Genomic DNA, 21,772 nt, shown 5'->3' with positions numbered 1-21,772 from the left:
ACCCCGCAAGCGGGGAATCCCTGCGGTCCACCCTGGGACATACCAGCGTCTCTGCATTCGCCCTGGTCGGCATCGTGATCGCAAATCTACGAGACCAGCGCCTCTAATGTGGCAGGCGCCTGATCAAGGCACCTGCTCGTGATGCTGGTGCTCGAAAGACGTCTCAGGGCATAGCTCTGAGAGTTCTTCTGCCAAGCCTTCCCGACTCCGTGGACAAGCTGTGCATATCGCATGTCGCCGCGGCAGGCAGCATTCAGGATACCTAAGATACATTGTGCACAATGTATTTACCGAGGAGAGGAAGACGCATGGCCGAGAAGGAGACGGGGCCGATTGGCTCTTCGAGCAGCGAGACCGCCAACAGGAAGATCCTTGAGCTGGTGGATGAAGCGAAGGTGAAGCGCATACCGTTCTTCGTGCGCAAGCATGCATTGAGCAAGACCTTCGAGAAGATCGAGCACGAGCACCCCGAGCTCTATGCCGTGGCAGCGCAGGAAGGTCCGCTTCCTGACGAAGCACGCTCACAGCTCAGCGACATCGTGAATGCAATCTTCGACCAGAAGCTCAAGAAGCACAGCCTGTAGAACGCGAGGCAGTCGAGTCGCATGTCGCGCGGGGGATAACGAGACTGCGCGACTGCGAGGACGCGTCAAACGTGGCCAGGGGACGGCGAGAAACCCGTCCTCTGGCGATTGCACCACCCAAGGACTTGCTCGAGGCGCAGAACGCCATCAAGGTCTACGAAGACATCGACTTGTCCAACCCGCTCTCGGTGAGTCTGGCTACGATGTCGGTATAAATGACGGTATGAATGTCGGTATAACGAACGAGGACGAGACAACGCGTGAGCGACTGCTCTCGCTCGTGCGTATAGGCGCCAACCGTAACGGCCACTGGGAGGTGCAGTAGGAACGCCTTCCACTTGGGAGCAGCGTAAGTTCTCAGCTCTCATCTTCCCTGCGAGCGCTCCGAACAGCAATGACCTCCCTTCTGAGAGCTATTGGTCCTGGGAGCCGCGCACATCCATGTAGCCATGGAGAAGCTCGATGAAGATGTCAGTGATTTCCTCAGGGCTTTCCTTCATGCCTCCCCTAGTCCAGCACGAAAGCAACCCCATCGAGGCGCCCGCAAAGTAACAGATCTGATAATTGCTATGCAGAACGCCGAGCCGTCGGATCTGGTACAGGGTCGCGTCGTACATGGCACGGGCCACCTCATGGTCCAGCCCCTGCCGTGTCAGACACCTGAGGGCGTCTCTCTCCCCATACAGCACAGTAAAGGCATGCAGGATTGCCTCGCGGCCGTTGAGTTCCCACGAATCCTGGTCGGTTACCACCTTTCGGCATAGCTCTCGGAGCCAACGCCGAACGATGTCTTCGGGCGAGGAGAAGTGCCGGTACAGCGTTGCGCGCGAGACGCCCGCTTCCTGCGCAATCTCGCGCATGGTGACGTCTGGCAGAGCCTTCTTGTCCATGATGGTGAGCAGGGCATGCATGATAGACATCTCGCTCGAATACATGAGACACATCCTCCCCACCTGTCTCAGGCCCACGTCTCCGCATGATTTGTCCCACAGCCGTGCCAGTACACTCAGCCACAGCACACTATATCGAAGGAGGAGACCGCGATGATTGACGAACTCTTGGGATACGAGGGGAAGAAGTGCGTTGTTACCGGCGCATCAAGTGGCATGGGGCTTGCGACCGCCAAGATCCTGGCAGAGCTTGGCGCAGAGGTTTACGCACTTGACATGCGCGAGTGCCCTGTCGAGGGGATCAAGGAGTACATAATGGTCAACCTGTCCGACCAGGCAGCAATTGACCGGGCATTTCTCAAGATCCCTGACCACATCGACTGCTACTTCGGAATAGCCGGGCTCAGCGGTCTGAAAACCGACTACGCCACCACGTTCAACTGCGATTACACGGCAAACTGGTACATTACCGAGCAGTACTTGAAGACACGCATGAGCGCTGGCGGAGCAATCATGTACGTATCGTCCACCGCCGGACTCAACTGGATGAAGTACCGGAAAGAGGAGGAGAAGGTTATATCCTCCTCGTCCTGGGATGCGGTCCAGGAGGCCATCGCGCACCTTGAGAAGTCTTCTCCTTCGACCTTCGCCTACGTCTTTGCAAAGAGATGCATCAGCTACTATGCAGCGCGCCTCTCAACTGAGCTTGGCAAGAAGGGTATCCGCGTGAACACGGTGCTGCCTGGAAGTACCGATACCGGCATGAAGAGCGAGTTCCAGAAAATGGCAGGCAGCGAGCAAGCACTGCTCAAGGAGGCCGGAGCCGCGGGTCGTCTGGCCACATCCCTCGAGATGGCATGGCCTATCGTGTTCGTGAACTCTGCCGGGGCCAGCTTCGTGTCTGGCCTTGAGCTGAATGTCGATTATGCGGACACGCAGATGAAGGCGCTAAAGCTCAAAAAGGATATCGAGGACATTCCGGTAACAAACCCGCTGGTGCTTGCGGCCGCAAAGAGAGCCATGAGCCGGAAAGCATAGGGCCGCCTCCACGTGGCGCATGTGCAGGGGCGCTGGGAAAGGGCCACGGGGACTGTGTTTGATAGCGTCTTGTTTGCTGTCGAAAACAGGCTTGCTTAAACACAGGAATCTCCGGGCTCCCGCAGGCAGATGCCCTCACTCGCAGAGCCTCTTGTACGCCTTCTTGACGATGCCCGCCATGAGCACCCTCCTCTTGGCGAGGAACTCGGGGTACTCGAGGCTCTCGAAGCCGAGGGGAAGCGCGTTGTCATCGCAGGTCCTGGCATACCCCTCTTCGCCAAGCCTCTCCCTGAAGGCAGCGACGTATTCGGAAGGGGCCTGGTCGCCGATTTCGATGTTCGTGTTGTAGTCGAGGTACGTGAAGTTGGCGATCTGGTTCCGGTCGCGGTCGTTGTCGTAGCCGATCTTCGTCAGGTAGCTCTTCGGGAAGATGTGGTGCTTGTCTATGGCGCCCTTCTTCCCGCTCGCCCCGATGGCAAAGTACTGGGCGAGCGGCGACGTGCTGAACAGCATGGGCGTGCCAAGGACGATGAGCGAGGCGACGTAGCCGAACCACGACGGCGAGCTGGCAGACGAACCCTCGAGGCTGCTCGGAAGGCTGTAGGTGAAGAAGTCGTCGGTGAACCTGGTCTCGATGGCAGACTCGAGATATGCCACGAAGCCCTCCGCCGTCGTGACGCCTCTCAGGTCGGCGAACTGCTTCTCGACCTCGGACTCGGTCGACCCGGTGTAGAAGCCGGTGATGGTGGACATGAAGATCCACTTGGTTATGACCTTGTTGAGCTCGAACGGCGGTACCTTGTAGTCGTACTTGCCGATGAGATAGAGGACGTAGCTGAAGACCACCGCGTTGGTGGAGGCAACGATGCTCCCCTTGAGGTATCCCGCCTTGCCGAACAGGTTGAGGAACGCATGCCAGTTGTTGAGGTTGAGCGCGAGGTCAAGCGACCTCTTGAACTTCTCGAGGTTCTCCTCGCGCGTCTTGCTCGAGGTGATGCCGGTCTTGAGATCCTTCCCCCGGAGAAGCATGTAGGCGTACTTCAGCCGGGCGCGCCTGAATCCGACTCCGACCGCAACCCGGATGAGATGCGACGGGTCGACCTCTATGATCTGGTTGTATGCGGTCCCGTTCTTGGGGACGCGTGACTCCGCGCAGAAACTGTCTATGCGCGAGTGAACCTCGTTGTCGAACACCGCGAGCAAGGTCTCGATGAAGTTCTTCTCCGTGAGTTTGGTCCCGCCCGAGTTCACGCGCACGAAGATCTCCGCCACGTCCTCCTCGTCTGCCTTCGAGCTGATCTTGAGTGTCGGCAGGGTGTATATGCCGAGGTTGAGAAGGTCGTTGAGGTTCTCCTCAACCAGATCCTCCTCCTCGTCGGTCAGATTGGGCCGGTCGTTCCTCCTCCTACCCTCGTTGGCCTGCCTTATGAAGGACTTTCGGAACTTGGACACGGAGTGGTTCCTGTCGGCTTCGAACACCGAGCTCACGGAGCTGATCCACTCCGTGTTCCTCTCGTATGCCTGCGTCCAGACCTCGAACTCCCTCGTGAGCGGGTTGAACGAAATCTTGATTGTCCTGTCCCTGTAGTTCTTGTCCCTTACCCGCGTCCCGTACAACGCCGCCAGCAGCGCCGTAAGCCTTTGCTGGCCGTCGATGACAAGGTCGTCCGGCTCCTTGTAAGTCTTCTCGTTGTCGCCAATATGCTTGGCGTTCTCGTACTCTTCCGGCGACGACCAGAGCATGATGTAGCCGACGGGGTAGCCCTTGAGCATTGAGTCGAGGAGGTCCCTGACCTTGCTGTCGGGCCAGACGAACGGCCTCTGTAGGTCGGGCAGGCCGATTTTTCCCAGCTTCACGTCGTGGAGGAGGTCCTCGACCTTGCTGGGGATGTTGTCGAACAGTTCTTTTCCCATGGCTACTCCAGCCTCCCGACCCACTGGAGCAGGTCGTCGTAGTCAGCCACCTGATGGTAGCGCACGTCGGACGTGCTCGCCTCGTCGAAGAGCCTCTCCGCACAGGCGATCTTGGCCTTCTCGACACCCGAGATCTCCATCGTGTCCATGGTGCCCTTGGTCTCGGCGACGAAGAACACGTGGCGCACGCTGCCCTTCCTGAAGGCTATCGCCCAGTCCGGCGCGTAGTTGCCTACCGGGGTGGGTATCTGGAACGCCCTTGGTAGCTTGGCGTAGACCACGACCTCGCTGGCTGCGTCCAGGTCCTCGGCAAACCTGCGCTCGCCCTGGCTGTCCGGGAACACGAAGCGCTGGACGTTCTTGCTCGCCTCGTAGGCCTTGCTCGCGTCGTCCGGCATGCGCGAGGTGAAGATGGCTGTGTCGTAGCTGCGGTCCGTCTCGTGGTACTCCACGTGCTCCACGACCATCGCGGCCTTCTCGGAGAGGATGAGCCCTCCCGCGCGCTTGATGAACTCCTCGGGGTTCACCCGGTAGAGCGAGAAGACCTGGGGCGATATGGCGGAGAGGATCCTCGCGGCGCTCGCCCGGGTGACCTGGGCCGCTGCGGCGACCTCGCCCACCAGGTCGTAGGTGACCGCAACCGGAGCAGAAGCCTCGTCCACGTCGTGGGTCTCGCTCCTCTGCGCGACGAAAGACCTCCCGCTCGTAAGGTCCTCACGCCTCCCCTCGTCGCGCTGGGAGCCAGCGGTCATGGTGTACTGTAGCCGGCTCACCGCGAGATCCCTGTCAATCCTCGCCACGGCCTTGCGCTCGAGCTCCGAGTCGTCGAAGGAGACGGTGTAGCTGTGCTTCCGGCTGATGCGGTCCCACAGTTCCTTGAACTCGGTCCGTCCGAAGTTCTCCTGAACGATTGCGTTCTCGGTGACCTTCTCCTGGGCGCGCTGCACCATGCCGTCAAGAGCATGTGGGTCGTAGACGCCGCGGAGGAGCGCCTCGATTGCCTTGGCGTGCGCCTCGTCGCCGAGGCCCTCGGGCAGCTCGTGCATGGCATTGGCCTGGAACTTCCCCTCCCCCACCATGGCTCGGAAGTCGTTGGAGGGGCGATCGGCGTCATCGAGGAAGTCGTTCTTGATGAGGTACTTGTAGATGGCCTTGGAATCCGACGCGGAGAAGCTCACCTCCTCGCCTTCGACCTCGAGCGTCTTTCCGCTGAAGAAGTCGATCTCGACCTTCTGCGGCCTCTCACGCAGCGTGCCCCTGATGTCGCTCTGCAGGTCCCGCACGAAGGTCTCGTAGCTCTCCGAGGCAATGACCGTGAGCACGTTCACGCGCTGGACCTCGTCGGGCCCGAGGAGCTGGGCGTCCTGGCGCACGCCGTCCTGGTCAACGCAGAGGCGCATTCCGCGGCCGACCTCCTGACGCTTAGAGGTCTCCGACCCCGACTCCTTGAGCGTGCAGATCTGGAAGATGTTGGGGTTGTCCCAGCCCTCGCGCAGGGCCGAGTGGCTGAAGACGAACCGCACGGGCTCGTCGAGCGAGAGCAGCCGCTCCTTGTCCTTGAGGATGAGGTCGTAGCCGCGCCGGGCGTCATCGTCGTTGATGCCGATGCCCTCCACCGCCTCGGCCTTCTTCTCGCGCTTGGACTCGACCGCGTGGCCCTTCTTGTCGATGGAGAAGTACCCATCGTGGACCTGGTGCGCTGTGTCGCGCCTCAGGTACTCCAGGTAGCTCGGGTCCGCGAGGTCGTCCGTCGTGGGGTGCGCAAGCCTGTCCGCAACGGCGGCGGCATACTCCTCCTCGAAGACCTTCCCGTAGCCGACGGTCGCCCCGTTGCCGGTCACGTCGCGGTACTTCGCGACCTCGTCGATGAAGAAGAGCGAGAGGCACTTGATGCCGCGACTGAAGAGCGCCTGCTCCTTCTCGAGGTGGCTCCGGATGGTCTCGCGTATCTGCACGCGCTGCATGTCCTCGAGGGCGGAGTCGTTGTAGACGGTGCCCTCCTCGATCTCAACGCCGTTGAGGAAGCGGACGCGGCCGGGACGGCCGTCCACGCCGGGGACGACGCCGTCGTTGCCGCCAGCAATCTGGTAACCACGGTAGGCCTCGAGCCTCGTCGAGCCAGAGACGTCGTAGATGCTGTCCCCCTCCTCGAAACGGCCCGTGGCTTTGCCTACCCTGCCTGAAGCCGACATCCTCTTGTACTCGATAACTGCCACGGGCGGCCTGTTCTTGGTAACCAGGATCTGCCGGAGGAAGAGGTAGGCATCCGTTCCGCGCATGTTCTTGAGCTTGAAGCCCTTGACCTCGATGCGCTTCACGAGACGCTGGTTGTAGGCGTCGAGTGCATCGAGGGAGTAGACGAGGTCGTGCCTCTCCCGGTGCGTGGCGGAGTAGCCCAGCACGAAGAGGGGTTTGAAGAGCGCGATGCCCTTCTGGGTGGCAGATCCCCTCTTTCCCATCTTCTGCGGCTCGTCCAGGATCACGATGGGGCGCATTGCGGCTATCACGTCGATGGGGCGTCTGCTCCCGAAGTCGTCGCGCTCGTCGAAGATGATGCGGGACGCCTTGTTGCTCGCGCCCTCCTTCATGGAGGTGTTGAAGGCCTGCATGTTGATGATCATGCAGGAGACGTCCGAGGACTGCGCGAAGGAGTCCAGCTCGTTCAGCCGGTCCGAGTCATAGATGAAGGCGTTGACACGCTTGCCATACTGCTCGAAGAAGTGCTGCTCGGTGGACTCGAGCGACTTTTTCACACCCTCGCGGATGGCGACGGAGGGCACGACCACAATGAACTTGCACCAACCGTAGCGCCGGTTGAGCTCCAGCATCGTCTTGGTGTAGACGTAGGTCTTGCCGGTGCCCGTCTCCATCTCCACGTCCAGGTGGCAGGCGATTCCCGCCATGTCGCGGCAGGTGGTCTCGGACTCGTCAAGCTGGTTGCGACGCTCCACGCGGCGAATGTTGGAGAGGAGCTCGGATTTCGTGAGCCTCACGGGCGCGTTGGCATAGCCCTCCTCCATGCCCTGCTGTAGGTCGCCGGCATTGAACAGTGCTCCCATGCCCCCGCGAACGGGAAGCGTACCCATATCTCGCAGGTAGGCTGCCGCGCCCTGGTTGGGCTGCCCCTCGAAGACGTCGCACACGGCATCCGTCGCGTCCGTCTGGTACTGCTGCACCTTGAACTTGAGCCTCATCGTCCACCACCATCTACGACCACCCAGGTGCCGGCCTTTCGCGATCCCTCGCGCCTCACCAAGCCCGCCTGCTGGAGGCGTGCGAGCATGAGTGCAACGGTGCTTCTCGACAGTCCGAGCAGCTCCGCCATCCTCGCTTGAGTGATGGAAGGGTCCTCCCTGATCAGCGCAAGTAGGGCTTCCTCCTCCGAGGTGACATCCTGCCTGCCGTCCAGCTTATTGTCCGATTTATTGTCTTTAATGTCTTTATTGTCCGATTTATTGTCTTTATTGTCCGGCGCCAGACCGCTCGAATCCGTGACGGCCCATCCATGGAGGAAGGCGGCGAACTGCTCAGCCGTCGGCCGCCACATATTCACACGTAGCATGCCGTCGATGTCCTGGAACTCTGGAGCACGCAGCCCCCTCTCCTCGAACTCGTGCATAATCCTGGGAATGCCGCTCCCCCAGCCCTCGATGAGCCCCATGTAAAGGAATGCCTGCGCCAGCGCCTCGTTGCGGGGTCGCGACTGGCCTGACAGAGCCCTGTCGAGCGAGAAGCCCCTCACGATGCCTCCCGGAGAGCTCACCTCTAGGCGGTCGTCGTAGAGGGCGACCTGCACCGACGAGCGCTCCACGTACGAGCGGTGCACCACCGCGTTGGTGATGGCCTCACGGACGGACCACTCCGGCAGCTCGAAGACGTCCCTTCGAACCACGCCGTCAAGGTCCGCTCCCATGTTCATCTTCTCCAGTACGAACTGGTAGGCGCCCTCCACCTGCGACATCACGTCGCCTGCAATGTCCCTCCGATCGAGGAACGTCGCACGGGAGCTGCCTTTGAACAGGGCGCACTGCAGGGGTGCCACAAGTTCCCGGTCACCCTCGAGGATAAGGAAGGCATTGGTGGGCAAGACCTCCCCGTCGCGCTCCTTCAGGATGCCCCAGGTGAGAAGCTGGCTCACCGTAGGCTTGCGGAGGGTTCCGCGCCGATTGGTGTCGGCGTGCGAGCGGGCGACTTCGTACATGCGCTCGCAGAGCGTCTCGATCCTCTCGTCCGTGATTGCGAAGCCTCTGCGGACCAGGCGGTCAAATCCCTCCGGGGCGCACTCCTGTGTGAGCTCGCGTACCCAGTCTAGGTCGGCATGCCGAGAGGTGGCACCGACACGCACGTACGTCCCGTTCTCGATTCCATCTGTCTTGATGAAGTACGGGCACTGCCTTCCGGCAGGCACATCAACGAGGATGAGACTCTTTCCGTCGACGGTCCGGAGGGTTATCTCGGGCAGCATCTGTGGCTCGATGGAGTCCATGATAGCGTTCGCGATAGCGTCCATTTCAGTGAACACCTCGTCCGCGGGTATGCCCACGACCTCACGTGTCTTGTCGTCCACCCCAAATATCAGCGTTCCACCGCGGGCGTTGGCAAAGGCGACCACGCTCTTGAGATAGCTCTTCGCATTCGGAGATCGCCTGACCTTGTACTCGACCGTCTGGGACTCGCCCGACAGCAGTTCATCCAGACCTGCCATTACCCCACCTCATATACAATCCGACAGAGAATATGCCCGCCACAACAGACAGCAGCAAATCAGAGAGCGAACTATATGACCCGCCGCACGGTGTCGGGGCTGTAGGTCTTGAACAGCTCCTCGAAGTTCGCCTGCGTCGCATCGTCCCTCATGGAGGCGTCGCGCATCACCGCGTAGTCGGGCTCCAGCTTTGCCATCTCCTCGATGGTCTCCGTCCCCACCTCCGTGTCGAAGCAGGCGACGAGGCGGTTGCCGTCGACGAGGAAGCACTCCCTGCCGCCGAGCTCCCTCTTCTCGATCCTCGCCGAGTACGGGATGCGAAACTTGGGCAGCACCTCGAAGAGGAGGTCCTCCGGGGTCCTATCGAGCTTCACGTTGTCCGCAAGCGAGAGCAGGTCCATCTGGTCCGTCTCGCCGGGTGTGCGGTAGGTATCCTCCATGTTGGAGGAGTCTATGCGCAGCACGCGGAAGCCGATGTCTGGGACGGGCTTGGGCTCCTCCCCGAGCTTGAGCTGGCGGTTCGACTCCTCGACCTCGGCGGCAATCCTCTTGCCTGCCCGGCGGATGCGCTCCTCGCCCACGTTGCAGAGGTTGTCCCAGCCGCCAGAGGCCTCCTCGGGAAGCTGGACGAGAACGAAGCGACGCTCGCCTCCATCCTCGGCGTTTTTGCGCATGACGGCCTCCGCGGTGGTGGCGGACCCGGAGAAGAAGTCGAGCACAAGGGAATCCGCCTCGCTTGCAATGGTCAGGATGCGATCGATGAGACGAACCGGTTTTGGGGTGTCGAAGGGTGCAGAGCCATCGAAGAGCTTTTGGAGTTCCTTCTTTGCCTCATCGGTATGGCCGACTTCTAAGAACGGCCAAAGATTAGTGGGCATCTTACCCTCAACGTCCGTAATATACCGCTTGACAATCATTCCGCCATTGCCATTGCTTGTGAAGCATAGGCGCGGCCAGCTGCCTGCTTCATAGCGCTTTCGAGCTTTTGCGAAAGTCTCGTCTGTCGGTTCTTTGAGCATAAGCGCTTTAACGCTAGGACGTACTTCGTCTTCCGCTACCCCACAAATCTCAGCACGCTTATTCTCGTCATGAATATCGCGCCACTCATACTCAGCCCACTCACTCAGTATTGAGTACATTTGTTCGGCGCCCAACGGCCGGCACCGGCCGTTGGGCGGATAAAGGAGCTCCCCGGTTATAGGATGCTGAATTGCATACACCATACCCTGATGCGTCGCAGCTCCAGGAGCAGAGGCATCGGCTGCCTTCCAAGGAATGGGGTCGCCATCAGGGCTTGAATACCTGGAGTCCATCTCTTCTGTTCTGGGCAGCCTCCCCGGAATCCATCCGCATTGTTTTGAGAACACCAGGATATGTTCAATCTCAGCCGGAATGCCCTTCGAGTCATTCCTTGGAGAATAAGTCCTCTGCCAGGCAATGTCCCCTACGAAGCATCCCGCACCGAACACCTCGTCGCAGATCTTGCGGAGGTTGGCGCTCTCGTTGTCGTCGATGCTGATGAAGATGGCTCCGTCGGCGGAGAGCATGTCCCTCGCCAGAACGAGCCTGGGGTAGATCATCGAGCACCAGTCAGAGTGGAAGCGGCCGTTGGACTCGGGGTTGGCGACGAGCCTGCCGCCGTCCTCGTCGAAGTCGGCGCTCCCCGCGTCGTACTCCTCGTGGGTCTGCCTGTAGTCGTCGTCGTAGACGAAGTCGTGTCCCGTGTTGTAGGGTGGGTCGATGTAGATGAGCTTCACCTGGTCGGCGTAGGTCTCCTTGAGGAGCTTGAGCGCGTCCAGGTTGTCGCCTTCGATGTAGAGGTTCTTCGTCGTGTCCCAGTCCACGGACTTCACGGGCTCTGGCCGCATGGTCTTCCAGATGGGCCTTCTGGCCTCGGCCTTCGCGGCTGCCTTGCCTGGCCAGGTGAACTGGTAGCGCTCGCGCTGCCCCTCGGCCACGTCGCCCAGGAGGTCGCGCAGCGCATCGAAGTCCACGACGTGCTCGAGGTTGCCGTCTGCACCCTCGACCTCGGTCACCACCTCGGGGAAGAGCTCCGCTATGCGCTCGACGTTCTCCTCGGTGCCGTCCGGAGTGCCGGGCTTGATCCTCTCAACCATCTATCTGCCTCCCTCGAGCTGCCTGATTTCTTCCTGCAGCGCCTTTACCTCGTCAAAGAGCCGGTTCCTGCGCGCGAACTGCTTCTCTTTCCTGTGCCTTGCCTCTACCTTGGCAAGCTGCTCCTTGAGACGCTCGATCTTCTCGTCCGTAGCATGGCGCTCCTCCACGGTCTCGCCCGCACGTCCCTCATCGCCGTAGGCCACCTGCGATGCCATGCGGTCCCAGGTCTGGTCCATGCCGATGGGGTCGAGCCCGAGTGCGAGCTTGCCGGCGTCCTGCCACTGTCCCACGACGAGGTTCCCGAGCAGCACCGCGAGGCATGCCTTTCCGTCCCAGGTGCATGCGAACAGCAGCCTGTGCGGGTTCAAGCGAGCGATTGCCGCAAGGGCAGCCTTCGGCACCGTCGCCCCCTTGAGCGCCACCTCGAGGACGAGCACCTCCTGGACGACATCCCCCGCGGGGATGCCGGTCGTCGAGGGCTTAATCGAGTTCCTCACGGTGAGGGACTCGATGTCGTCCACGAACGATCGCCTGGTCGCGGGGTCGAGCTGGAGGTGCTCGTAGAACGCCCTCTTCGGCAGGACCCTGTCGACCTCCGTCGTGCTCGGCAGTCCTAGCATCTTGGCCTCACCACCAGGAAGCACACGAGCTCGAAGTCGTCGAGGCCCGCCACGTCGTTCTCCAGGAAGCCGGTCGTGCCGCCGCCGAAGAAGCTGTCCACGTCCGACTCCTCCTTGGCGCCCATGATGGAGCTCACGGCGGCATTGAGGAGTCCCATTGCCCAGCGCATGTCACGGCCGTTCTTGGTCTCTCTGTTGAAGGGCCTGTAAAGCCGCGGGTCCGGCTTGCCTCTCCCCTTGCAGAGTAGCCTCATCTCGTCGAGGACTGCCTTGGGCTCCAGGTGTGAGTGGACCACCTCCCCGTCCGAGGCGACCTGCACCACGTAGAACGGGTGGATGCGGTTCCTGCCGTCGGGGTTCATCGCCTCGTTCACGTTGCGAAGGACGAAGACGATGCCGGGCGTGTCGCCCTCGCACACCGCCTCGATCCCGGAGGGGACCCGGTCTATCTCGGGGTTCTCCTTGTAGTAGGAGAGCAGGTCCATGCGGAACTCGTTGAGCCCCAGGTCCGTGATCGAGACCCCGCCGGAGACGTCCTCGAGGTCGACGACCTCGTGGCGCATCTGCTCGAGCTGCTGCCTGCGGTACTCGAGGTCGCCCCTCTCGCCCGGGTTCACGTAGTCGTCGTCCCCCGTGGACGCGAGCACGGTGGCCCTCATCCGCGCCTCGACCCGCTCCTTGAGGTTGATGTACTCGTCCAGCTCGACGTTGGGCCAGTAGTTGACGAGCTGGATGCAGGCGTTTCTGGAGCCGATGCGGTCGATCCGCCCGAAGCGCTGCACGATGCGCACGGGGTTCCAGTGTATGTCGTAGTTCACGAGGTAGTCGCAGTCCTGCAGGTTCTGGCCCTCGGAGATGCAGTCCGTGGCTATGAGGACGTCTATGTCGTGGCCCTCGAGCGCAGGCGAAAGCACGGCGCGCTCCTTGGAGGCGGGACTGAAGCACTCGAGCACCTCGGCCATCCGCGCGGGGACGCCGGGGCAGTTGGTCCTGCAGCCCTGGCCCGTGACGACAGCGGTATTCAGGCCGAGTTCATTCTTCGCGAACTCGGATACGTGCTCGTAGAGATAGCGTGCCGTGTCGGAGAATGCGGTGAAGACGATGACCTTCCTGTTGCCGGGGTTGATGGGATGCTCGGCCTTCTCTCTTATGTCCTCGCAGAGCTGCAGGAGCTTCGCGTCGTGCTTTGGGTCGATGTCGTCAATCATGGAGAGCAGAAGGCGCACCGTGTCCGCGTCGCGCTCTATCTCGCCCTCCCAGCGCATCCAGTCCATGTCCTCGAGGAGGATCCCGGTGCCGCCACCGGCCTCCACCGCCTCCGCGTCGTCGGGGTCGAGGTCGAGCACGGCGACCGCCCCGGCGTCCGAGACCGAGGCGTTCCCCTCTCTGCGCTGCTTGTAGTGCTCGATGGTCCTGAGCGTCTGCTCCATGTAGGAGAGCACGCGCTCGAGCGTGAGCCGGAAGGAGCTCACGGAGCTCTCGAGCCGCTTGAGGAGGTTCGTCGTCATGAGGCGCCTGATGCCCGCCTCGCGGCCTGCGGCGGAGAGGTTGCCGCTCTCGGGGTCCTCGTACTTCCCCACCTTGCTCGGCTGCAGGAAGGCGCTTGGCATGTAGACCGAGAGCGTGAGGGAGTCCAGCTCCGCGTAGATCTCGCGGTAGTTGATGGCGCCAGGCAGGGTTGAGAGGCTGGGGTCGCGCGAGATTGGCGGGAGGCGCTTCGGGAACGGCCCGAGCGCCGCCGTGTCGTAGTACTGCTGTATGTGCCGCCTGCTTCGGGCGATCGTAACCTGGTCCAGCACCTCGAAGAAGTCGAAGTCGAGCATGTCCTGGAGCCTGGCGGTGGTCCTCTGGCCGACGGGCAGCTTGGACCACGCGGTGTAGGCGCTCTGCGCGTTCCTGAAGACCGTCTCCACATCGCACGAGAGCCCGAGGCGTGCCGACCACGCCTCTGGGTCTCCCTGGTAGGCGAGCGCAAGCTGGTTCCTGAGGTCGCGGAAGCGGTTGTTAACCGGGGTGGCGGATAGCATGAGCACCTTGGTCCTCACGCCCTGCTTGACCACCTTCTCCATGAGAGTCTGATATCGGTTGAGCCTGTCGTCGGTGGCCGAGTCACCGCCGTTCCTGAAGTTGTGGCTCTCGTCTATCACGACGAGGTCGTAGTTGCCCCAGTTGACGCGGGAGAGGTCGACCCCCATGGTCTCGGACATGCCGCGCTCGCGCGAAAGGTCCGTGTGGTAGAGCACGTCGTAGCGGAGCCTGTCCGAGGCGATGGGGTTGTTCACGACGTTGCGGTTGTATGTTGTCCAGTTGTCCCGGAGCTTCTTGGGGCACAGGACGAGCACGTTCCTGTTGCGGGACTCGTAGTACTTTATGACCGCTAGCGCCGTGAACGTCTTGCCCAGGCCGACGGAGTCCGCGAGGATGCAGCCGTCGAAGGTCTCGAGCTTGTTGATGATCGCGATGGCGGCATCCCTCTGGAAGTCGTACAGCTTGCCCCAGATGGCGCTCTCGCGGAAGCCGGTGCCCTCCTTGGGGAGCACGTCCTCGGACACGTCGTCGAGGAACTCGCTGAAGATGCGATAGAGGGCCATGTAGTAGACGAGCTCGGGAGGGTTCTCCTTGTACATGGCCGTGATGGAGTCCACCACCGCGTCCGTAACGTCGTCGAGCTGTCCTGAGTCCCAGGCCTCGTCGAAGATGTCGAGGAGGGCCCTCGACGTGGACGCGTCCGGCCGCATGACAAGCGCCTGCCTGCCCGAGGAGTTGTCCACGCCCAGCTCCGCCGTGGTCAGCCCGGCGAACGGCGTGTAGGCGGCGGTCCCCTCCGGGCCGTCCACCACGAGGAAGGTGTTGTCCATTCCCCTGTCCACGCCGAAGGAGCGGAACTTGGCCTTCCGGCGGATCCAGCGGGCGCACTCGGAGGCGACCGACTTCTGCGTCAGCTCGTTGCGGAGGCGGATCTCCAGCTGGGTCCCGCAGAGCCCCTTCTCCCGGACGAGTCGGGGGATGTAGAACTCCCGCTCCTGCTTGGGGGGCCGGCTCCTGGTGAACGCCTGCGACGTGAAGATGAAGCGGAACTCGTCGAGGCCGTCGAGTTGCTCCTTGAGCTCCTGGTAGGCGTACATCGAGAAGACCTCGGCTGCGACCGACACGCGGTCTCCGGACCTGATGGTCGAGACCAGGTCGTCCTTCACGATGTTCGCCTTGTTGTCGAAGAAGGGGGGATGCGTCATTCTTTGCTTCCCTCCGAGAGCCTCTCTATGAGGCACACCTTCACGTACGTTGTAAGGCTCATGCCCTTCAGCTCCGCCGCCTCCTTCGCCGCGTCGCGCAGGTTCCGCGGGATCCGCATGGTGACTGGGACGTTCTCCGACCCCACGAGGAACGCCTGGATCTCGGTGGGGGTGGCGCCGGAGTCGACGAGCTCTGAGTACTTCATAGGGCTCCCCTCGAATGCCACGTGCATTACAAGTGCAGTCCATTCTAGCAGAGGGCTTGCAGGCTTCTAGCCCATCCCGTACACCTACGGTGGCCAGGATGGTCGGGGCGAAGGGCTCGGACAAGGTGGCCAGGGATGCAGCCCGATGGCGAAGACTTGAGTCTGCGCCGCGGATGCGCCTACGCGGCCGTGACGTCCGACCCTCCCTTCTCCATACGGGGGATGTCCCGCGTGCTCATCATTGTGAACTCTGTAGAACAAGGCCAACCCTTAAGTCGAGTCTTCTCGTCAATCCCAAAGGGATGCCCATTGGACCTAGCAGATTCTTCAGAGTATCCGAACAAATCCTTGTTTCCGAAATTTGTGGTTGAAGCTCCGGCGACTCCGTGTTAGAGTTCTTACTTGCGCGGACGGTGGTTCGCACAAACGGGTGGTGGCGCAGCTTGGTAGCGCACTTGACTGGGGGTCAAGGGGTCGCTGGTTCGAATCCAGTCCACCCGACCAGAACTTCCGAGGTCAGGGCATATGCCCTGACCTTTTTGCACCAAGCTTGCACCAAGGAATCCCGATTTTGCACCAAGCGTGCACCAAACTTCGGCCTCATCTTGCACCAGAACGCGAATCGGCAAGCGGTAGCTGGTTTAGTGGGGTTGCATAAATAAACGATTCGAGACAGCTTGCTCATAAGACATGTACAAGTGCCTCTGTCCCTTAATCGGATTCGAATAAAACTCACTCCTCAAGATGATTTCTTAGCTCTTGTTGAAGTGCTCCTCTAGGTTCATCTCCGGATACCACGCGTGGAGCGTGTCCGCATCTCCCGCCAACGCTCGAGCCGCCATACCCGTAGGGTCGAGAACGATCTCCCAGCATTCGGCATCACACGGATACAGATACGAGGTGAACTCTTCGTCATCGATGACGCCCTCATAGACTGGCCTCTCCTTCGAGCAAGGCCAGTAGTAGCAGCGTCCCCTTGTGAGCCCGAATACTCTCGGCTTGTCGTCGTACTCGTGCCCGACATAGCGTACGACCGACCAGTCTTCCTTCACGTTCATGCGCTTGATGGACTCGATGAGCTGTCTGATCGAGTCTGCGAGTTCCGGGGCTGTTTCCTCGTACTTGTCAACAAAACCCTGCAGGTGGGCGAAGTACTCGCCATAAATGTGGTAGCCGTAGGGGTAAATGAGAGCAACCCTGGCCCCGCGCCCATCTCGATCGAGGCCCTCCGCTTCGAAGAGGGCTTCGTCGACATCACTGATCTCTGGAGGGTACGAAAAGACCTCGTATCCCTCCTCTCTGTTCCACGGGAGAACATCAAGCGGCACGTGTTCTGTTGGAATGTACGGCCCCGTCATCATCTCGAAGACGCCAGTCATCTTATCTTCCCCTCGTCAACGCAACCTCAGTACCCGTAGGTAAGCTAGGGAAGACTTATCACGAGGGTCGGACAAATATGGGACAAGGGCGTTCTCCTGGAAGTCTCGCAACCAGCTTCCGCCAGATACCGCTATTGCTTCTATAAGCAAAGCAGCAGGTAGATGACCTGCCCTAAGCCCTTATATGGACTTGAGATGGTGTGGTCGAACATACCGCCATCATTACCTCGCAATGGCCGTATATGGCCTTAGAACAAGTCGTTTACCTGCGGAAACGCCATGTCATTCATCGGTTGTCATATATGACCTCAACGACGTCCGGATCGTGTGGTCGCCAGATGACATCAACTGCTTGAAGTACGCCAAGCAGTCATGCGCTTCTTGGTCTCATGTGGGCAAGCATTCTTATAAAAGGTTCTTGTTACTGTTCTTCTAAGGATGACATCCCTGTCATGGGCTGCATGACAAATCCGTCCGTTTGGCTGACGGCATTGTCTACGTGATCGTTGTCTATTGATGGCGAGTTTGTCCTTGCGCTGACGCTCCTCTGGCATGGTGTCATGGGAGTGTCGTTCTGTCAGGCCAACGTATGACGGGAATATCATGCGATGCGGGCCATACGATCCGTCCGCAGGGGGTCGAGGAAGGCCCAAAGCATGACAATCCCGTCATTCGATAGGGTACTCTGGGCTGCGGAAAGCTCCATATGACAAATGCGTCATGCGTTGCCGTTGTCCTTGTGTCTCTTCTCCCACTCGACGCGCTCCTTGCGCGTGAGCATATTCGAGCCGTCCTCGGGCCCCAGACGGGGCACGCAGAGGGCGTATAAGGCCGTTCGGCCTTTACCTGCGGGCTTTATAACCTCTAGGATGGGGAATTCGTTGCCTCCAGCGCTCACGAAGCAGCGCTTTGAGAGGCTTGAGAGCCTGTGGCGTACGGTGTCCTCGTCAAGCCCCGTGTACTTGCAGATCGTCTGCACACTCATGGAGAGAACGTTGCTGCCCTCCCTCTGCCAGCGCAGGAGCGCGACAAGCACCGCCCACTCCTGCCCCGAGGCTCCCGACTGGACCATGGCGTGCACGATTGGTCCCCAGACGCGAGAATAAGAGGGCGATTCCTCGGACATGCTAGTCGAGCCCTGCGTACTCGCGGAGAGCACGACGGTTGATGCGCCACTGGTACCCCACGCGCACGGCCTTGACCCTTCCCTCGAGGCAGAGTCTGTTCACCGTCCGCGTGGACACGTTGAGCATCCTCGCGGCTTCTCTTATCGATATGAGCTCGGGCTCTCGCGCGTTCCTCGTTGTCATTTGTTGCACCATCTTGCCTCCCTGAGTGCGGTTCCACTTGGATGGCAAAGATGGTCGCAGTTGGCAGTCTTTCAAGCTCCCGACGGCGAACGATAAGTGTCTCTAAGTGGCCCTAAGTTGCTGAGTCATGGAATCTCCATCAGTCGAGGTCCGAGAGAGGCTCGGGTGCAGCAGCATGGTTGGCTCTTCCCGCTACAGAGTCCAGGCGGTCGAGGAACACTCCGCGGGAGCCCGTAAGGCCCTCCATTAGATTTCTAGCCGACCTCCTCGTCTCCTCGTAACCGATGAGGAGATACTTCACGGACTCGATAGCCTCGACAAGGTCGAGTACCTGTAGGGGATCGTCTGAGGCCTTCTGTGCCGCCCGGGCAATCGTGTTGAGCGCTGCCGTTGCCTGGTTGAGATTTATGCCCACCATCCGCAGTTGGTAGGCAATCTTTGATGCGGAGACGCGGTCGAGAACGATGACGGTGTCGCCAGTGATATCCGGCTCGTCCGCGACGGAAACGTGCGTTATGAGCGTACGTATGACGTCCGTCTTCGTGAGCCCAGTATCACGTGCGAGCCCATCAAGCATATTCATTTGCCCTTCTGTTAGCCGAGCCTCAAGCCTCCTGAGCTCTCCCATGTATGTGCCTCCTAGGGGCGCGGGGCATCCCCCGCAAACGTCCGCCCGCCCGAGCAGGGGCAAGCACCAGCCGTACAGACGAAGTCTGGCAGGCCAGGGGCATTGCCGTAGCGTCGTAGGCGAGGATGGCGGACGTTTGCTATTGCGGCGGCGAAGCCGTACGGAATAGGCAGCTCGCTAAGTCGAGCTGCCTATACGGACGTATGCAATAGGCTACTTGCTTAACACTTCGATGGCGACCAAGTAGCCGTACGAGTTGCTATTCTTGAGCGGTCTTCTCTGCATAGAGCTTGAACAGGTGCGCGACGATCTTCTCCTCGTCACCGTTGAAGTCGACGCCATAGGCCGCCTCGACAGCAGCATCGAGCGCGCGGTGGGCTTCCACGAGCTTGGGATACATCCACTCATCGTCGGGATCATATAGATCGGCAAGAGTTGATCCAACATAGAGATCACGAGCATCAAGTATGGCCTGGGCACAAGTTTCAATTCTCTCACGCTGCTGTGGGGTTGTATCAGGCCAAGCAAACGTGTTGTAAACGATGGTGCTCGAATACTGATAATCACTTTTTAGACGACCAGCGACCATTCGCATCCAGGCATTATGCACTCGACTCATGAGAACGCCAAACTCATAAAGACCGGCGCCGTCCACAAAGAACAGTTTATTCCCAGGGATGAGACCAGTGGTTATAAACCCAATAGGGATGTACTTTCGGCGGCCAGACGAAACTTGCGGAAGCGCTAAAAAGGTGCCACATGGCTCAATCGGTTCGTCAAACCGCCAAGGCGTTTCGGCTGCCTTGAGAGTTCTCTTTCTATTGGATGATAGCCTCTTTTCTCTTACAGCCTTCACGCGATCAAGTATGAGAGGGTGATATTTAAGCTGTGTCGGGTTAATGTCGGGCATCCACAGACAGAAGCGCTCTTCTCCCTTTATGAATTCCGCACCCATCGAGAACGGTCGTATCCATTGATTTGCTTCAGGATCTGCTTTCACCATCTCATCGCGTTCGCCTTCTGAGAGGGTGAGCAACCCCCAATCGCCAACGCCTCCACCCCGTTTCATAGTTGGCACGGGAGAAATAGGCGTAGCTCTCTTGGCAACATACACATCATCCATGGCAGAAAGATATCCGTTTATGTGTGCAGCCTCACGTATCTGACTACCCGTGAAGAGCAACTTCGGCTCTACGTTCTCGCGTGAAAAACCCACAATGATAACGTGCACGTGGGCCACATCGTCTGCTTGGGAGTTCCAGACGAAGGTGCGATGGGCAAAGTCGATATGAATGCCATCAGCGAATAGTGGCTTCCACAAAGGTGCCACTTGCTGGCCTTGGCAGATTGAATTGGTAGAGACAAGCGCGGCTCGGATGTGATGGCCGCGCATATAGTCAGCGCTCTTCTTGTACCAGCATGAAACGTAGTCGAGCGTGCCGCCATCCTTGCCGAAAATGCCGGCACGGTCCTCCTTTTGCTCGCTATTAAGGTTTGAGTAGCCTATGAAGGGTGGATTTCCGCAGATGAACGAGCACTTCTCAGCTGGCACGACCTCGTTCCAGTCCATGCGCAAGGCGTTTCCTTGGCGAACGTTGCCGTAGTCGGTGAGGGGCAACGCCTGGTAGACGCGGTGGACGATGCTCGCGGTGTCGGCGTCCGCCTGCTTCTCGGCGATCCAGAGGGCGGTGCGTGCGACTGCGCAGGCGAAGTCGTTAATCTCGATGCCATGGAAGTTAGCGAGGGACACCTTGACCTGGTCCTCTCCGGTACCCTCGATGTCGAAGGAGATCTGGCCGTCCTTGGAGAGCTCGATGAGCACGCGGTTCTCTAGCCTACGCAGGCACTGGTAGCTCTCGGTGAGGAAGTTGCCGCTGCCGCAGGCTGGGTCGAAGATGGAGATGCTGCCGAGCCTCTCGTGCAGGTCCTCGAGTGCCTTGGTACGGGCGCCTCCCGCGAGGGGCTTCGCACAGGCATCGGCAAATGCGGTTTCGAGGTCGTCGAGGAAGAGCGGGTCGATTGCCTTATGGATGGCCTCCGGTGTGGTGTAGTGCATGCCACCCGCGCGCCTCTGGTCGTGGCTAAGGCTCCCCTCGAAGATGGAGCCGAAGACCGTGGGGTTGACCTCGGACCAGTCGAACTCCTGGCAGCCTTCGACGATGATGGTGGTGCGCAGGTCCTCCGAGAGCGTGGGGATGATGGTGCGCTCCGAGAAGAGGCCTCCGTTCATGTAGGGGAACGCTTTGAGGAGGTCGCTCGCGAAGGGGTCGCGCGCCTCGTCTGGCGTGTCGAGCCACTCGAAGAGCTCGCGCAGGGCGTTCCTGAGGTAGTCTGCAGGGAAGTGCTGGACGTAGTTCCGGAAGGCGTTCTGAGGTATGAGGCCCGCCTCGTCCTCGCAGAACATGAGGAACATCACGCGGCAGCAGAAGGCGCTGATGGCATGGTGCGTGGCTTCGTCGTTGCGGTCGAACCCCGCGCTCTCGAAGCTCTTGGCCACAGCCTCGTGGATGCGGCCCATGATGCGGCCCGCCTCGACCGAGACGGCGCGCTGGATGGTCTCGGGCGCCTGGCCCTTGCCCGCGAGGAACTGGATAGCGGGGAGGTTCTTGGGGAGGTCGGCGAGCGTGATGACCAGGGGCTCGCCCTTGCAGAGCGGGTCGCGCTCGGTGTCGTAGACCCACATCTCGGCGAAGTTGGAGGCGATGACGTAGCGGGGCTTCTGCGAGAGGGGCAGGCCCTCGGTGTAGGCGAGCGCCTGCTGGGCGGGCGTCACGGGGCGTCCCTGGCGCACCTCCGCCTTGGAGAGGTCGTGCCCGATGCCCTTCTGCTCCACGATTGCGGACGCGGTGGGGATGAGCACGTCGATGAAGCCCTGGTGCTCCGACGCCTTGGTGTGGACTGGCTGCTCGAACTTGAGGCGGTCGAGCGCGTCTGTGAGCCCGAGGACGTCTTGGAAGAGCCCGATCCAGTAGAGGTGCTTGTCCTGTTCCTCGTTGCCCTTGCCCGTCCAGCGCTTGACGAACTCCTCGGCGGCCTTCTTGCTCGATGCCATGCGTGCCTCCCGCGTACGAATCAGTCACGAGTGACATTATCGCAGACCCTCCGGACACATGAGGGGCCTTGTGGGTGAGCGCAACTACGCCTCAC

Annotated in this window: 15 protein-coding genes and 1 tRNA gene; 3 read left to right on the top strand and 13 right to left on the bottom strand. The window is 60.5% G+C overall.

The features are described from left to right. Positions 1-308: 308 nt before the first annotated feature. Positions 309-584, top strand: coding sequence for a hypothetical protein (locus BT122_RS09385; protein ID WP_072355661.1), 276 nt, complete (start codon positions 309-311; stop codon positions 582-584). A gap of 413 nt (positions 585-997) precedes the next feature. On the opposite strand, the gene BT122_RS09380 is transcribed toward BT122_RS09385, so the two are convergent. Beyond that, the gene (locus BT122_RS09380) at positions 998-1,519 is read right to left on the bottom strand and encodes a TetR/AcrR family transcriptional regulator (RefSeq protein ID WP_072355660.1); all 522 of its coding nucleotides are present in this window, start codon (positions 1,517-1,519) and stop codon (positions 998-1,000) included. A 108-nt stretch (positions 1,520-1,627) separates the two neighbouring features. Here BT122_RS09380 and BT122_RS09375 point away from each other — a divergent pair, with 108 nt between their 5' ends. After that, positions 1,628-2,512, top strand: a complete 885-nt coding sequence (locus BT122_RS09375; protein WP_072355659.1) for an SDR family oxidoreductase — start codon at positions 1,628-1,630, stop codon at positions 2,510-2,512. A gap of 135 nt (positions 2,513-2,647) precedes the next feature. On the opposite strand, the gene BT122_RS09370 is transcribed toward BT122_RS09375, so the two are convergent. From BT122_RS09370 to BT122_RS09340, 7 genes are all read right to left on the bottom strand, one after another. After that, positions 2,648-4,426: a GmrSD restriction endonuclease domain-containing protein gene (locus tag BT122_RS09370; protein WP_072355658.1), complete on the bottom strand. Its 1,779-nt coding sequence runs from the start codon at positions 4,424-4,426 to the stop codon at positions 2,648-2,650. Positions 4,427-4,428: 2 nt separating this feature from the next. Further along, on the bottom strand, positions 4,429-7,620 hold the full coding sequence (locus tag BT122_RS09365) for a restriction endonuclease (RefSeq protein WP_072355657.1): 3,192 nt from the start codon (positions 7,618-7,620) through the stop codon (positions 4,429-4,431). Beyond that, complete coding sequence (locus BT122_RS09360; protein WP_072355656.1) at positions 7,617-9,131, bottom strand: RNA-binding domain-containing protein; 1,515 nt, start codon at positions 9,129-9,131, stop codon at positions 7,617-7,619. The genes BT122_RS09365 and BT122_RS09360 overlap by 4 nt, the downstream gene beginning before the upstream one ends. A 71-nt stretch (positions 9,132-9,202) precedes the next feature. Continuing rightward, positions 9,203-11,248, bottom strand: a complete 2,046-nt coding sequence (locus BT122_RS09355) for a site-specific DNA-methyltransferase (RefSeq protein WP_072355655.1) — start codon at positions 11,246-11,248, stop codon at positions 9,203-9,205. Continuing rightward, the gene (locus tag BT122_RS09350) at positions 11,249-11,869 is read right to left on the bottom strand and encodes a DUF4391 domain-containing protein (RefSeq protein WP_072355654.1); all 621 of its coding nucleotides are present in this window, start codon (positions 11,867-11,869) and stop codon (positions 11,249-11,251) included. Continuing rightward, on the bottom strand, positions 11,863-15,102 hold the full coding sequence (locus BT122_RS09345; RefSeq protein WP_072355653.1) for a helicase-related protein: 3,240 nt from the start codon (positions 15,100-15,102) through the stop codon (positions 11,863-11,865). The genes BT122_RS09350 and BT122_RS09345 overlap by 7 nt, the downstream gene beginning before the upstream one ends. After that, the gene (locus BT122_RS09340; RefSeq protein WP_072355652.1) at positions 15,099-15,308 is read right to left on the bottom strand and encodes a hypothetical protein; all 210 of its coding nucleotides are present in this window, start codon (positions 15,306-15,308) and stop codon (positions 15,099-15,101) included. The genes BT122_RS09345 and BT122_RS09340 overlap by 4 nt, the downstream gene beginning before the upstream one ends. 427 nt (positions 15,309-15,735) lie before the next feature. On the opposite strand from BT122_RS09340, the gene BT122_RS09335 reads away from it, so the two are divergent. Beyond that, positions 15,736-15,812, top strand: a tRNA-Pro gene (locus tag BT122_RS09335). Positions 15,813-16,060: 248 nt separating this feature from the next. On the opposite strand, the gene BT122_RS09330 is transcribed toward BT122_RS09335, so the two are convergent. The 5 genes from BT122_RS09330 to BT122_RS11175 form a co-directional block, all read right to left on the bottom strand. Beyond that, the gene (locus BT122_RS09330) at positions 16,061-16,687 is read right to left on the bottom strand and encodes a hypothetical protein (RefSeq protein ID WP_072355651.1); all 627 of its coding nucleotides are present in this window, start codon (positions 16,685-16,687) and stop codon (positions 16,061-16,063) included. A gap of 718 nt (positions 16,688-17,405) precedes the next feature. Next, a complete protein-coding gene (locus BT122_RS09325) occupies positions 17,406-17,813 on the bottom strand; it encodes a hypothetical protein (protein ID WP_072355650.1) in 408 nt (135 codons plus the stop codon). Position 17,814: 1 nt separating this feature from the next. Then, positions 17,815-17,997, bottom strand: a complete 183-nt coding sequence (locus BT122_RS09320; protein WP_177242223.1) for a helix-turn-helix domain-containing protein — start codon at positions 17,995-17,997, stop codon at positions 17,815-17,817. A gap of 139 nt (positions 17,998-18,136) precedes the next feature. After that, entirely contained in the window at positions 18,137-18,625 is a 489-nt protein-coding gene (locus BT122_RS09315; RefSeq protein WP_072355648.1) for a hypothetical protein, read from the bottom strand. Between the two features lie 259 nt (positions 18,626-18,884). Continuing rightward, the gene (locus BT122_RS11175) at positions 18,885-21,677 is read right to left on the bottom strand and encodes a DNA methyltransferase (protein WP_072355647.1); all 2,793 of its coding nucleotides are present in this window, start codon (positions 21,675-21,677) and stop codon (positions 18,885-18,887) included. Between the last annotated feature and the right edge of the window lie 95 nt (positions 21,678-21,772).

It is taken from the genome of Olsenella sp. kh2p3, assembly GCA_900119625.1.
Classification (GTDB): Bacteria; Actinomycetota; Coriobacteriia; order Coriobacteriales; family Atopobiaceae; genus Tractidigestivibacter.
This window is presented reverse-complemented; position numbering and strand designations above follow the sequence as displayed.